The organism is Mesorhizobium sp. CNPSo 4670 (genome assembly GCF_057784235.1).
This window is the reverse complement of the sequence record NZ_JBWJFQ010000015.1, coordinates 57245-70291: the sequence shown is the minus strand read 5'-3', so window position 1 is coordinate 70291 and position 13047 is coordinate 57245. Positions and strand designations below refer to the sequence as shown.

Genomic DNA, 13047 nt, shown 5'->3' with positions numbered 1-13047 from the left:
TTGTGATTGATTGAGGGACGGCGCCCCCTTCTGCCCTGCCGGGCATCTCCCCCACAAGGGGGGAGATCGGCAGCTTTATCCAAACTTCCCCGTCCTCGGAAAGCCCTTCGGCACCATACGGCCGGCCGAGGCACGGGCGCCGATCCATTCGGCCAGCTCCTCACGCGACCGGATGAAGGTGCGGTCGGCCGAATCCTGCCAGGACAGGCCGCTCTCGAGCATGAACGGCTTGAGATCGAGAAGGCCGCCGTCCTTGTATTTCTGCAGGCGAACGCCCTTGCCGCGTCCCATCTCCGGGATGTCGGAGAGCGCGAACACAAGCATCTTGCGATTCTCGCCGACGATGGCGAGATGGTCGCCGGTGACCGGGATGCAGCGCTTGGCCTCGTCGGGCGCCTTGACGTTCATCACCTGCTTGCCCTTGCGGGTGTTGGCGACGACTTCCTCCTCCGGCACGATGAAGCCATTGGCGTCATACGAAGCCAGCAGAAGCTTGCGCTTCGGCTCGTGGACGAAGGCGGTAACGATGTCCTGGTCGTTGTCCATATCGACGATGATGCGGATCGGCTCGCCATGGCCACGGCCACCGGGCAGCCGGTCGGCGCCGATGGTGTAGAACTTGCCGCCGGTGGTGAAGACCAGCACCTTGTCGGTGGTCTGGGCATGGAAGGCGAGCTTGAGGCTGTCGCCCTCCTTGAAGGTCAGGGTCGAGAGATCGGCAAGATGCCCCTTCATCGCGCGCAGCCAACCCTTTTCCGAGACGACCACGGTGACCGGCTCGCGCTCGATCATTGCGTGTGCGATGTCGGTCAAGTCATGCTCGGGCGCATCGGCGAACTGGGTGCGGCGTTTGCCGAGCTCGGTCTCCGGGCCGAACTTGTCGCGGATGTTGGTGACTTCCCACTTGATCGTCGCCCATTGCTTTTCGTTTGAAGCAAGCAACGCCTCGATCTGCTTCTTCTCGGCGCTCAGACCGTCGAATTCCTTGCGGATTTCGAATTCTTCCAGCTTGCGCAGAGCGCGCAGCCGCATGTTGAGGATGGCTTCGGCCTGGGTATCGGTGAGCGACCAGCGGGCCATCATCACCTGCTTGGGCTCATCCTCCTCGCGAATGATCCTGATCACTTCGTCGATGTTGAGATAGGCGATCAGGTAGCCGGCGAGGATCTCCAGCCGTCTTTCGATCTCGCCGAGGCGATGTTTCGAGCGGCGAACAAGCACGTCGCGGCGATGCTCGAGCCATTCCTGCAGCACGCCTTTCAACGACAGGACGTTGGGCACCTTGCCGCGCGATAGGACGTTCATGTTGAGCGGGAAGCGGCTTTCGAGCTCGGTGAGCTTGAACAGCGATTCCATCAGGATGCCCGGGTCGACAGAGCGGCTCTTCGGTACCAGCACGACGCGGATGTCTTCCGCACTTTCGTCGCGGATGTCCTCGAGCAGCGGGAGCTTGCGCGCCATCAGCAGCTCGGCGATCTTCTCGATCAGCCGCGCCTTCTGCACGCCGTAAGGGATTTCGGTGACGACGATGCTCCAGGTGCCCCTGCCCTGGTCCTCCTGGATCCACTTCGACCTGACGCGGAAGCCGCCGCGGCCGGTTTCATAGGCTTCGAGGATAGAGGCGCGGCTGTCGACAATGATGCCGCCGGTCGGAAAATCCGGGCCCTGGACAAAGTCCATCAGCTTGGCCACCGGCGCATCTCGATGTTCGATCAGGTGGAGTGCCGCATCGCAAAGCTCGGCCGCGTTGTGAGGCGGGATCGATGTCGCCATGCCCACGGCAATGCCGGACGAGCCGTTGGCCAGCAGGTTCGGAAAGGCGCCGGGCAAAACCACCGGCTCCTCGTCTTCTTCATTGTAGGTCGGCCGGTAGTCGACGGCATCCTCGGTGATGCCGGACAACAGCTCGGTCGCCACATCGGTCATGCGCGCTTCGGTGTAGCGCATGGCGGCGGCGTTATCGCCGTCGATGTTGCCGAAATTGCCCTGCCCGTCGACCAAGGGGTAGCGCATCGAAAAATCCTGCGCCAGCCGCACGAGCGCGTCATAGATCGACTGGTCGCCATGCGGGTGGAACTTGCCCATCACCTCGCCGACGATGCGGGCGCATTTGGCGAAGCCCTGGTCGGGGTTCAGCCGCAGCAGACGCATCGCGTGCATGATGCGGCGATGGACCGGTTTTAGGCCGTCGCGCACGTCCGGCAGCGCCCGGTGCATGATGGTCGACAGCGCATAGGCCAGATAGCGCTCTTCCAGCGCCTTCTTTAGATCGACCGGTTCGACATGATCGCCACCGCCATTTTCAGGCGGCAAAAGCCTTTTTCCCATGGGCTGGACCTAGCCGAGCGGGTGATTCGCGGCAAGGGGCCGGCAGATGTACCGGCGCTTCTGCAACATGAAACCGCAGACCAACGGATGTCGACCAACATCAGCCCGTTACATCAGGCCTCTATGGCCAAGCGTGATGATATCAGGCAACCGGCTCTTCATTACAAATTCACCGGTTTGCGCAAAGACGGTGGGATCGAGTTTGCCTTTCACCGCGATTTTCGACCATTGTGCCGGGACACGCCTTTTTCCCGTCCAGTTCGTCACGGAATGGTGATGGCGCAAAGAATTGAAAAATAATTTCAGGACACTCTCAGGGACCTTGCGATGACAATCAAACGCTCAACTCTCCAGAAGTTCGCCTTTTCGACCTTTTTGCTCACGCTGCCGCTGAACGCGGCCCTCGCCCAGGACGCAGCGGTCGCCGACCGGCTGAAGGCTGCACTTTCCGCCCAGGGCGTCGACATCTCCTGGACCGGCGTGACCGGCGACAACAGCAGCATGGTGCTGCAGGGCGTTGCCATCAAGCCGGCGGCGGAAAAGGAAGCGCTCCCCATCGGCGACGTCAAGCTCGAGGGCGTCACCGAGGCAAATGGCGGCTATGATATCGCCACCGTTTCGACGTCGGCATTCGAACACTCAAAGGACGGCGTCACCCTCAACCTCAGCCCCTTCGTCATCCACGACATGACGGTTCCGGCCGACGGCTCCACCGGTCCGCTGGGCTCGCTGATGATGTACAAGTCGGCCGAACTCTCAAACATTACCGTCAAGGTCGCCGACAAGACCGCCTTCTCGATGGACGGGCTTGCCGTCGAGATTACGCCGCCCGCGGACGGCAAGGCGATGGAATTCACCGCCACCACGGAAAAGTTCAATGCCGACCTGACGCTGGTCGACGACCCCAAGTCCAAGGAAGTCATCAACGCGCTCGGCTACCAGAACATCGCGGGCAATCTCGAGATGGCCGGCACCTGGCAGCCCACCGACGGCAAGATGGAATTGTCGAAATACGACATTTCCGTCGAGAACGCCGGCACGCTCGGCATGACCTTCGACCTCGGCGGCTACACGATGGACTTCATCAAGTCGCTGCAGGAAATGCAGAAGAAGATGGCGGCACAGCCCGAAGGTGCCGACAATTCGGCGCAAGGCATGGCCATGCTCGGCCTGTTGCAGCAGCTTTCGTTCAACAGCGCCTCGATCCGTTTCGACGACGATTCGCTGACCAACAAGGTGCTGGAATATGTCGGCAAGCAGCAAGGCATGTCGGCCAAGGACATCGCCAACCAGGCAAAGGCGATCGTGCCGTTCGGCATGGCGCAGCTCAACAATCCGGAACTGACGGCGCAAGTCACGGCCGCCGTCGGCAAATATCTCGACGATCCGAAGAGCCTCGAAATCTCGGCCGAACCGCCGGCATCTGTGCCGTTCGCGCTGATCATGGCGGGCGCCATGTCCAACCCGCTTGAGTTGCCGAAGACGCTCGGCGTCGCCGTCAAGGCCAACGAAGACTGATCGAAGCGACCTCAATACGCGAAAAAGCCCGGCAGGGATGCCGGGCTTTTTTGTGGGATTTGTGAATGGAAAGAATCGGTACGGGCGGTTCTTTAAAGCATCGCCCGAAGCGCGCGATCAGGCGTCCTTCTTGGGCGCGGCGACGCGCAGCGCCAGTTCGCGAAGCTGCTGCGGGCTTGCTTCCGAAGGCGCGTTCATCAACAGATCGTAGGCCTGCTGGTTCATCGGGAACATGGTGATCTCCCGCAGGTTCTTCGCACCGACCAGGAGCATGACGACACGATCGACGCCGGCGGCCATGCCGCCATGCGGCGGCGCGCCATACTGGAAGGCGCGGTAGAGGCCGCCGAAGCGCTCCTCGACCGTGGCGCGATCCAGCCCGACCGTCTCGAACGCCTTGACCATGGTTTCAGGCAAGTGATTGCGAATACCGCCGGAGGCGATTTCGAAGCCATTGCAGACCATGTCGTACTGGAACGCCTTGATGCCGAGCAGATCCTCGCCATTCAGCGCATCGATGCCGCCCTGCGGCATCGAGAACGGGTTGTGGGCGAAGTCGATCTTCTTCTCTTCCTCGTTCCATTCGAAGAACGGGAAATCGACGATCCAGCACAGTTCGAAACGCTCGCGGTCGACGAGGCTCAGCTCCTCGCCGGCGCGGGTGCGTGCGGCACCGGCGAAAGACACGAACTTCTTCGGGTCGCCGGCGACAAAGAAGGCGGCGTCGCCGTCGGCAAGGCCGAGCTGTTGGCGGATCGCCTCCGTGCGCTCCTCGCCGATGTTCTTGGCCAGCGGACCGGCGCCTTCGATCTTGTCACCTTCCTTGCGCCAGAAGATGTAGCCCAGACCCGGCTGGCCCTCGCCTTGCGCCCAGGAGTTCATGCGGTCGCAGAAGGCGCGGCTGCCGCCGGTCTTTGCCGGAATGCCCCACACCTCGGCCTTCGCGTCGTTGGCCAGGATATTGGCGAACACCTTGAAGCCGGAATCGCGAAAGTGATCGGAGACGGCCTGCATCTCGATGGGGTTGCGAAGGTCCGGCTTGTCGGAACCGTATTTGCGCATGGCGACGTCATAGGGGATGCGCTGGAATTTCTGCGTCACCGGCTTGCCGTTGGCGAAGCTCTCGAAGACCCCGCGCATGACCGGTTCCATGGTCGACAACACGTCGTCCTGCTCGACGAAGCTCATTTCGAGGTCGAGCTGGTAGAATTCGCCCGGCAGCCGGTCGGCGCGCGGGTCCTCGTCGCGGAAGCATGGCGCGATCTGGAAGTAACGGTCGAAGCCCGACACCATGATCAGCTGCTTGTACTGCTGCGGCGCCTGCGGCAGCGCATAGAAGGTGCCGGGATGGATGCGCGACGGCACCAGGAAGTCGCGCGCGCCTTCCGGCGACGAGGCGGTCAGGATCGGCGTCGAGAATTCGGTGAAGCCGACCTCGCCCATGCGCCTGCGCATTTCAGCGATGATTTTTGTCCGCGCGATGATGTTCTTGTGCAGAGTCTCACGGCGCAGGTCGAGGAAACGGTATTTCAGCCTTATATCCTCGGGATAGTCAGGCTCGCCGAACACCGGCAGCGGCAACTCCTTGGCCGCCGACAGCACCTCGATCTCGCGCGCGAAAATCTCGATCTCGCCGGTCGGCAGGTTGGCGTTCGTGGTCTCGGGCAAGCGCGCCTTGACCTCGCCGTCGACGCGGATGACCCACTCGCCACGCACGGTCTCGGCGACCTTGAAGGCCGGCGAATCCGGATCGGCGACGATCTGGGTCAGGCCATAATTGTCGCGCAGGTCGATGAAGAGCAGGCCGCCATGATCGCGCACGCGATGCACCCAGCCAGACAAGCGAACGGTCGAGCCGACGTCGCTCTTCCTCAACTGGGCACAGGTATGGCTGCGGTAACGGTGCATTGTCATTGGTAAGTCCGGGGTGCTGGGTTGCGGGCCGAAGCATCACAGCCCGGCCTGAAAATTTGCGCGAAAAGCGCATGGGAGGCCGGATTTGTCAAGGCAAGCGGCGCCGGGCGCCGCCCAACGGCCGCAGCGAGCCCTTTGGCTACCCACGGCGCAACGGATTCAGGCGGCGTCGCCACGGCAGGCCGCGTCGTAATCGGCCAGCACCTGGTCGATCGCGGCATGAAGAGTAGCCTCGGGATTCCCGGCGGGGCCGAGTTCGGCCGGCACCATCGGCAGGAATTGCCGCATCAGCGTTTCGGGAATGCCGACGCCGTTGAGCACGTCGCGCAGGCGGCTGACGGCAACGCCGGCAGTGGGGTTGCTCCAGTAATAGCGGATGCGGTCGCTGTAGCTGTAGTGCCGCTGGAGGTAGAGGCTCGCGTCACTGCCGTGATAGTGACTGTGCCAATGGCCAGGCGCCGCCAGCATCACGCGTTCCATCGTGTGGGCCAGCGACCTGTCTCCATAATCGGCGACCATTTCGGACGCGATCAGGTCAAGCCCATAAAGCGCCTCGCGCAAGGCAAATGTCAGGCCCGGGCCGACCTTGAGGATGGGAAAGCCGTTGCCGACAAGTGCCGTCAGCGCCGCGCGGCTCTGATAGTCGGTGGAATGCGCCTCGTAGACTAGCGACCGTTCCTCATCAAGCAATCCGGTCAGCGCCTTGGACGCCTCCGGCCTGTAGGCGACGACGTTCTGGCTGCCGAATTCGACACCCGGCTGCACGACCACGGCGATGGCGCGGCCAAACGCTTCGGCCAGGCCTTCCCGGGCAAAGATCTGGCGATGCACGTCGATCGTGCGGCGCGCCGCCGCCGCTTCGGTGGGCTTCAGGTCGCTGATCGTGTGATCGACGCCGCCGGGGGCGGGAACCTCGGTGCCGATGATGTAGACCGGCAATGCACCACCGCGCGCGCGCGCCGCCTTTTCTGCGGCCTTGGCCAACCGTGCCGCCCGCATGGCGATCGTCTCGTCATCCAGGGCAGCCGGCTCGCCGGCGCATCCCATCGACGCGTCGAGATGGATCTTGCTGAAGCCGGCCCAGACATAGGCGGTGACCATGGCTTCGGCCTTGCTCATCGCCTGTGCGGCCGGCTCGGCACGCCACGGGTTCGGTCCAAGATGGTCACCGCCGAAGATGATGCGTGAGGCCTCCAGGCCCTCCCTGCTGGCGATCTCCTGCACGAAGGCGATGAACAGGTCCGGGGTCATCCCGGTGTAGCCGCCGAATTGGTTGACCTGGTTGCAGGTCGCCTCGATCAGCAGCGTGGTTTCCTTGTCCTGGACGGCGCGCCTTATGGCCGTCTGGATCACCAGCGGATGGGCCGAGCAGATCGAGGTGATGCCGTAAGGCGATCCGTTTCTGCGGGCGGCGGCGAGGCCTGCAAGGGGGTTGGCCATCATGTCGCCCTCTGTGTCCCGGCGATGAAACCGTCAAGCACATCGAAGCCGGTGACCCCCTCCATGGGTCCGCGTCGCGTGACGTTGCGGGCGCCGGCGGCATTGGCATAGAACAGCGCCTTGCCGGGCTCCATCCCCTGGCGCCGGCAAGTCAGGTAGGTTGCACCGAAACAGTCGCCAGCTCCGGTCGGGTCCACTTCCTCCACCAGGAAGCCGGCGCAGTCGATCCTGCTGCCATCGGCGGCGAACCGGGACGAGCCGGCCGCCCCTCGCTTCAGCACGATCTCGCCGACGCCCCTGGCGATCAACGCCTTCACCGCCTGGCATTCATCGTCGACGCCTGCCGCGGTGAGCAACTCTTCGCCGGAGGGAAGCAGCAGATCGGCATCGTCGACCAGGGCTGAAAATTGCGTGCCGTCGGCGCCGTCGATCAGTTCCTTGCGCACATTCGGATCGAAGGAGGTCGAGCCGCCGCGGGCGCGCACCGCCTTGGTGGCATAGGCAACGATGTCCCTCAACCCGGCCACGGACAAAGTGGATCCCATGACATGCAGGTGGCCGGCCCTGTCCGCCAGTTGGCGCGCCTCAGGCGTGAGGCGGATTTGCCCGGCGGCGGATTCGGCGATGTTGTAGACGAAGTCGCGACCGCCATCGGGCCTGTAACGAACGAAGGCGCTTCCCGTCGGGTAGCGGTCACTGACGGCGACGGCGGACACGTCGACATCGTCGCGCTGGAGCCTTTCCAGATTGATCGTGCCAAAATCGTCGCGACCGACGCAGCCGATCAGCCCGGCGCTGCCGCCCAGCCTTGCGACCTGGTCGATGAAGATGGCAGGCGCACCGCTCGGGTAAGGGCCGACCAGCGCCAACGGTTCGAGGAACCCCAGACCCCGGTCCGTCGCCATGATCTCAACCAGGATTTCGCCGGCGGCAATGGTCGGACCCACGGATTCGGACGCGATCTCCCTTCGGCGGGAAAGGCTCATTCCTGTAATTCCTTCTCTCCCCAGCCGGAGCGGACGCGGATCGCGTCGGCGTGCGGGTTGCACGAACGCCCCCTGACTGTAGCCGAGGTAATTCGCATCGAGGGTGAAGTCAACACAAACTGCACGTACGTTCACTTTATTTGCTACGCACGCGCCTTTCCTGATACGCCAAACGGCGAGATGAGATGCGTCGGGCTCGGTCCAGACGGCAAATATCAGGTTCTATGCAGCTTGACTTGAGTGTTCTCAAGCGCAATAAAATATATACGCATGTTCACTTACACATGCGCATTCGTAAAGGAGGAGACGAAATGCCAATTGGTAAGCGTATTGGAATTCTCGCCGCGTCGGTCACCGCTTGCGCACTGACTGCGGGTGCCGCCTTGGCCACGGAGATCACGGTTGCGACGGTCAACAATGGCGACATGATCATCATGCAGAAGCTGTCGCCGGAATGGGAGAAGGCGACAGGAAACAAGGTCAACTGGGTGGTGCTCGAGGAGAACGTCCTGCGCGAGCGGGTCACCACCGACATCGCGACCAAGGGTGGACAGTTCGATGTCCTGACCATCGGCGGCTATGAGACGCCGATCTGGGGCAAGAGCGGCTGGCTGACATCGCTCAACGATCTTGGCGACGACTATGACTATGACGATCTCATCGCGCCGGTGCGCAGCGGCCTGACGGTCGACGGCAAGCTGTATGCCGTGCCCTTCTACGCCGAAAGCTCATTCACGCTCTACCGCAAGGATCTGTTCGACGCCGCCGGCCTGAAGATGCCGGAGCAGCCCACCTATGACCAGATCACCGAATTCGCCGACAAACTCACCGACAAGTCGAAGGAGCAATACGGCCTGTGCCTGCGCGGCAAGCCGGGCTGGGGCGAAAACATGGCCTTTGTCGGCACGCTGGTGAACACGTTCGGCGGCCGCTGGTTCGACATGGACTGGAAGCCGCAGATCAATTCGGATGCATGGAAGAAGGCGATCGGCTGGTATGTCGACACGATGAAGAAGGATGGCCCTCCGGGAATAAGCTCCAACGGCTTCAACGAGAACCAGACCTTGTTCGCCTCCGGCCACTGCGCCATGTGGATCGACGCCACGTCGGCGGCGGGTCGTGTCTATGATCCGAAGCAGAGCAAGGTTGCCGACAAGGTCGCCTTCGCCAAGGCGCCGGTGGCGGTCACGCCCAACGGTTCGGCCTGGGGTTGGGCTTGGAGCCTGGCCATCCCGACGAGTTCCACCAAGGCGGACGCCGCGAAGTCGTTCGTGAAATGGGCGACCTCGAAAGCCTACGTCCAGCGCGTCGGCGAGACCGAAGGCTGGGTCGCGGCACCTCCGGGAACGCGCAAATCCACCTATGCCAGCCCGGACTACCAGAAAGCAGCCCCCTTCGCCGCAACGGTGCTTTCGGCGATCGAATCCGCCGATCCGACCAAGCAGACCAAGGATCCGGTCCCCTATACCGGCATCCAGTTCGTCGCCATCCCCGAATTCCAGGGCATCGGCACCGAGGTCGGTCAGGCGATCGCCGCCGCGGTCACCGGTCAGCAGTCGGTCGACGATGTGCTCAATGGCGCCCAGACCGCCGTGGAGAAGACGATGACGGAGGCAGGCTACATCAAATAGGCGGGTTCAAGCCCAGACAGGTGAGCCAGGAGGCGGAATGAGCACACGCCTCCTGGTAATCCGGGCCTGAAAAGACCTCCCGTTGCAGCAGGCCTGGAGGATGCACGGATCCGCCGCAGCGGGTCCGTGCATTTCTCGGGAAGACGTCGCGCCGGTCGCCGACTGGCCGCTCTGCCGTTTCAAAAAATTCACGGAATTGGAATTGAACATGAAACTGAACAACAAGATTGCCCTCATAACAGGCGGTGCGCGCGGCATTGGCCTGGGTTTCGCGCAAGCCTATGTGCGCGAAGGCGCCAAGGTGGTGATTGCCGATATCGACATCGAGCGGGCCACGCGGGCCGCCGCCGCGATCGGTGCGGCGGCCAGAGCCATCCAGCTTGACGTCACCGACCTCGGTGCGATCGACAGGGTCGTGGCGGCGGTCGACCGCGATTTCGGCGGCATCGATATCCTCGTCAACAATGCAGCCATCTTCGACATGGCGCCGATAACCGACATTACCGAAGCGAGCTATGACCGGGTGTTCGCCATCAATCTCAAGGCGCCGCTGTTCATGATGAAGGCCGTGGCCAATGTGATGATCGCGCGCGGCCGCGGCGGCAAGATCATCAACATGGCGAGCCAGGCCGGTCGCCGCGGCGAAGCGCTGGTGACGCTCTACTGCGCCTCCAAGGCAGCCATCATTTCGGCCACGCAGTCGGCGGCGCTGGCGCTGGTCAAACACGGCATCAATGTCAACGCGATTGCACCCGGCGTCGTCGACGGCGAGCACTGGGATGTTGTCGATGCGCACTTCGCCCGCTGGGAAGGCCTGAAGCCAGGCGAGAAGAAGGCGGCCGTGGCCAGATCGGTTCCGATCGGCCGCTTCGCGCAGCCCGAGGATATTGCGGGGCTTGCCGTGTTCCTGGCCTCGCCCGACAGCGACTACATCCTTGCGCAGACCTACAATGTCGACGGTGGCAACTGGATGAGCTGACGCGTCCGAGTCGCGTCATCCGGGATAAGGTCGTCCAAGCAGGGGAGACTCACATGAAGGCCATCCGATTTACCGCCGCAGGCGTTGCCGGCATGGCAGAGCTTGAGATGCCCGCGATCAAACCGGGGCACGCGCTGGTACGGGTCCGCGCGGCCGGCCTTTGCCATACCGACATCGAGGTGCTGCATGGCCGCTACGGCGAAGGCGCGTTTCCACTGGTCCCCGGCCACGAATATGCGGGCACCGTCGAGGCGGTCGCCAGCGATGTCACCACCGTCAAGCCGGGCGATCGGGTCGCTGTCGATCCCAACATCCCGTGCGGGCACTGCCCCGCCTGCAGGAAGGGCCTGACCAATCTGTGCGCCAGCCTGAAAGCCTATGGCGTGACCGAGAATGGCGGCTTCGCCGAGTTCAGCATGGTTGCCGTCGACCACCTGCATGGGATCGGCGATCTCGGTTTCGCCACGGCGGCGCTCGCCGAGCCGCTCGCCTGTGTCCTCAATGGTCTCGGTGCCGCCGGGCTCGGAGCCGGCACCAGCACGCCCGGCACCGCGCTGGTCTTCGGCGCCGGGCCGATCGGCCTGCTGCTTGCCCTCTCGCTCAGGGCCAAGGGCGTCGCTAGCGTGGCGGTCGCCGATATCAGCGAACAGCGCCTCGCCTTCGCCGAAACGCTCGGGCTGGAGCCGCTGGTATCCGGATCGCAGGCGCTGTCAGCGCGGGCGCGGGGCTTCGATTTCGTCGCCGACGCCACCGGTGTCGCCAAGGTGGTCGAAGGCATGATCGGTCTCACCGCCGATGGCGGCACGGCGCTCATTTTCGGTGTCTGCGCACCCGATGCCAGGATCTCCATCGCCCCGTTCGAGATTTTCCGCCGGCAGATCAGATTGGCGGGGTCGCACTCATTGAACCGCAACATCCCGCAGGCGCTCGACATTCTCAGCCGAGACGACGGCACGATGGCGCGACTTGTCAGCCACCAGCTGCCGCTTTCCGAACTGCTGCCGTTCTTCGCCAAAGCCGGCGGCGACCCAACGACGATGAAAGTACAGTTTTCCTCCGAGCCGTAATTTCAAACAGTACAGCCGCGCCCATCGACCACAGGTGGTCTCCCGCGCTCGGAAAGAACATCCCGCCTCCTTTCCGCGAAAAGGTGACTCAAGTAGACAGTGGCGACGGCAGTTCGAGCAGGGAGCCAGTGAATGGCCAAGACGATCAGGACGATGGAGGACTTCTCGGCCTTTGTCGGCTTGTCCCGCACGACGGTATCCAAATATTTCAACGACCCCAGTTCGGTACGGAAAAACACTCGAAACGTGATCGAGGCCGCGCAAAGGAAGTCCGGCTTTCGGCCGAGCATGTTCGCGGTCAATCTCAATCGCCGGCGCAGCAACATTCTCGGTGTCATCATTCCGAATTCGACGGATCCGTTCTACATGGCGCTGACGCGTCGCATTGAAACAATCGCCAACGAGGCCGGTTTCCTGGCGTTTGTGCTGTCTTCCGACGGACGCGCCGAAATGGAAGACCAGGCGATCCAGACGTTCAAGTCGATGAACATTGCCGGCGCCATCATTGCGCCGCTCGGCGTGCAGTCCCATCACCGGATCCTGGCCGAACTCGGATCGAGCATCCCGCTGATCTATGTCGATTCGCCGCTCGACGAGACCTCGTCGTTCGTCGGCACCGACAACAGGCAGAGTTTTAGGCTCATCGTCGACTATCTCTGCAGGTCCGGCGAGCCCCCCTGCTACTTCGCCATGCCGCTGGTCAACAACAACGCCCAGGCCAGACAGGTCGCCTATGTCGAGGCCATGCAGCAGTTCAAAATGACACCCGAAATCGTGCCCGTCGTCGACGTGCGGTCATGGGATTTCGAGAAATTCGGCTTTGACGAAGCGCTTCGTATCCTCAAGGGGCAAGGTTTTCCGACCAGGACCGTGCTTTGCGCCAACGACCGTGTGGCCTTCGGGGTGATCGCGGCCGCCTATCAGTTGGGCCTGAAGGTGGGACATGGGGCGGATTGCGACATGCGGGTTGCGGGACACGACGACCATCCCCTGTCGCGATACGCCTGCCCGCCGATCACGACGGTAGCGCAGAACTACAACGAGATCGGCCGCCTGGCCATCGAACTTCTGTTGGAGAGGCTGGATGAAAAATCCTCGGCCAAACCAGACGGCGGGCGTATCCTGCTCAACGCGGAACTGATGCTGCGAAGCTCGGCTTGAGCAGCGGCGGCCTGAACACCACA

The 13047-nt window shown here is 62.9% G+C and carries 10 protein-coding genes; 6 read left to right on the top strand and 4 right to left on the bottom strand.

The features are described from left to right. Nucleotides 1–75 precede the first annotated feature (75 nt). A complete protein-coding gene (gene parC / locus AC0ZT5_RS23200) occupies nt 76–2328 on the bottom strand; it encodes a DNA topoisomerase IV subunit A (RefSeq protein ID WP_488498337.1) in 2253 nt (750 codons plus the stop codon). On the opposite strand from parC, the gene AC0ZT5_RS23195 reads away from it, so the two are divergent. Further along, nucleotides 2284–2628: a hypothetical protein gene (locus AC0ZT5_RS23195; protein WP_488498336.1), complete on the top strand. Its 345-nt coding sequence runs from the start codon at nt 2284–2286 to the stop codon at nt 2626–2628. The two genes, parC and AC0ZT5_RS23195, sit on opposite strands and share 45 nt — an antisense overlap. A gap of 27 nt (nt 2629–2655) precedes the next feature. Further along, nucleotides 2656–3846 (top strand): hypothetical protein, encoded by a 1191-nt coding sequence (locus AC0ZT5_RS23190; protein WP_488498335.1) that lies wholly within the window; start codon nt 2656–2658, stop codon nt 3844–3846. Between the two features lie 117 nt (nt 3847–3963). On the opposite strand, the gene aspS is transcribed toward AC0ZT5_RS23190, so the two are convergent. From aspS to AC0ZT5_RS23175, 3 genes are all read right to left on the bottom strand, one after another. Further along, nucleotides 3964–5754, bottom strand: a complete 1791-nt coding sequence (aspS, locus tag AC0ZT5_RS23185; protein ID WP_488498416.1) for an aspartate--tRNA ligase — start codon at nt 5752–5754, stop codon at nt 3964–3966. A 165-nt stretch (nt 5755–5919) separates the two neighbouring features. Beyond that, nucleotides 5920–7200 carry a D-tagatose-bisphosphate aldolase, class II, non-catalytic subunit gene (locus AC0ZT5_RS23180; protein WP_488498415.1) on the bottom strand — a complete coding sequence of 427 codons (1281 nt, stop codon included), beginning with the start codon at nt 7198–7200 and terminating at the stop codon, nt 5920–5922. Beyond that, the gene (locus tag AC0ZT5_RS23175; protein WP_488498334.1) at nt 7200–8186 is read right to left on the bottom strand and encodes a tagatose kinase; all 987 of its coding nucleotides are present in this window, start codon (nt 8184–8186) and stop codon (nt 7200–7202) included. The genes AC0ZT5_RS23180 and AC0ZT5_RS23175 overlap by 1 nt, the downstream gene beginning before the upstream one ends. 311 nt (nt 8187–8497) lie before the next feature. Between AC0ZT5_RS23175 and AC0ZT5_RS23170 the strand changes: the two genes are divergently transcribed. The 4 genes from AC0ZT5_RS23170 (at nt 8498) to AC0ZT5_RS23155 (ending at nt 13024) form a co-directional block, all read left to right on the top strand. After that, a complete protein-coding gene (locus tag AC0ZT5_RS23170) occupies nt 8498–9817 on the top strand; it encodes an ABC transporter substrate-binding protein (protein ID WP_488498333.1) in 1320 nt (439 codons plus the stop codon). A gap of 208 nt (nt 9818–10025) precedes the next feature. After that, nucleotides 10026–10796 carry an L-iditol 2-dehydrogenase gene (locus AC0ZT5_RS23165; RefSeq protein ID WP_488498332.1) on the top strand — a complete coding sequence of 257 codons (771 nt, stop codon included), beginning with the start codon at nt 10026–10028 and terminating at the stop codon, nt 10794–10796. A 53-nt stretch (nt 10797–10849) separates the two neighbouring features. Next, nucleotides 10850–11863 (top strand): zinc-dependent alcohol dehydrogenase family protein, encoded by a 1014-nt coding sequence (locus AC0ZT5_RS23160; protein WP_488498331.1) that lies wholly within the window; start codon nt 10850–10852, stop codon nt 11861–11863. 153 nt (nt 11864–12016) lie between these two features. Beyond that, entirely contained in the window at nt 12017–13024 is a 1008-nt protein-coding gene (locus AC0ZT5_RS23155; protein ID WP_477286500.1) for a LacI family DNA-binding transcriptional regulator, read from the top strand. Nucleotides 13025–13047 lie beyond the last annotated feature (23 nt).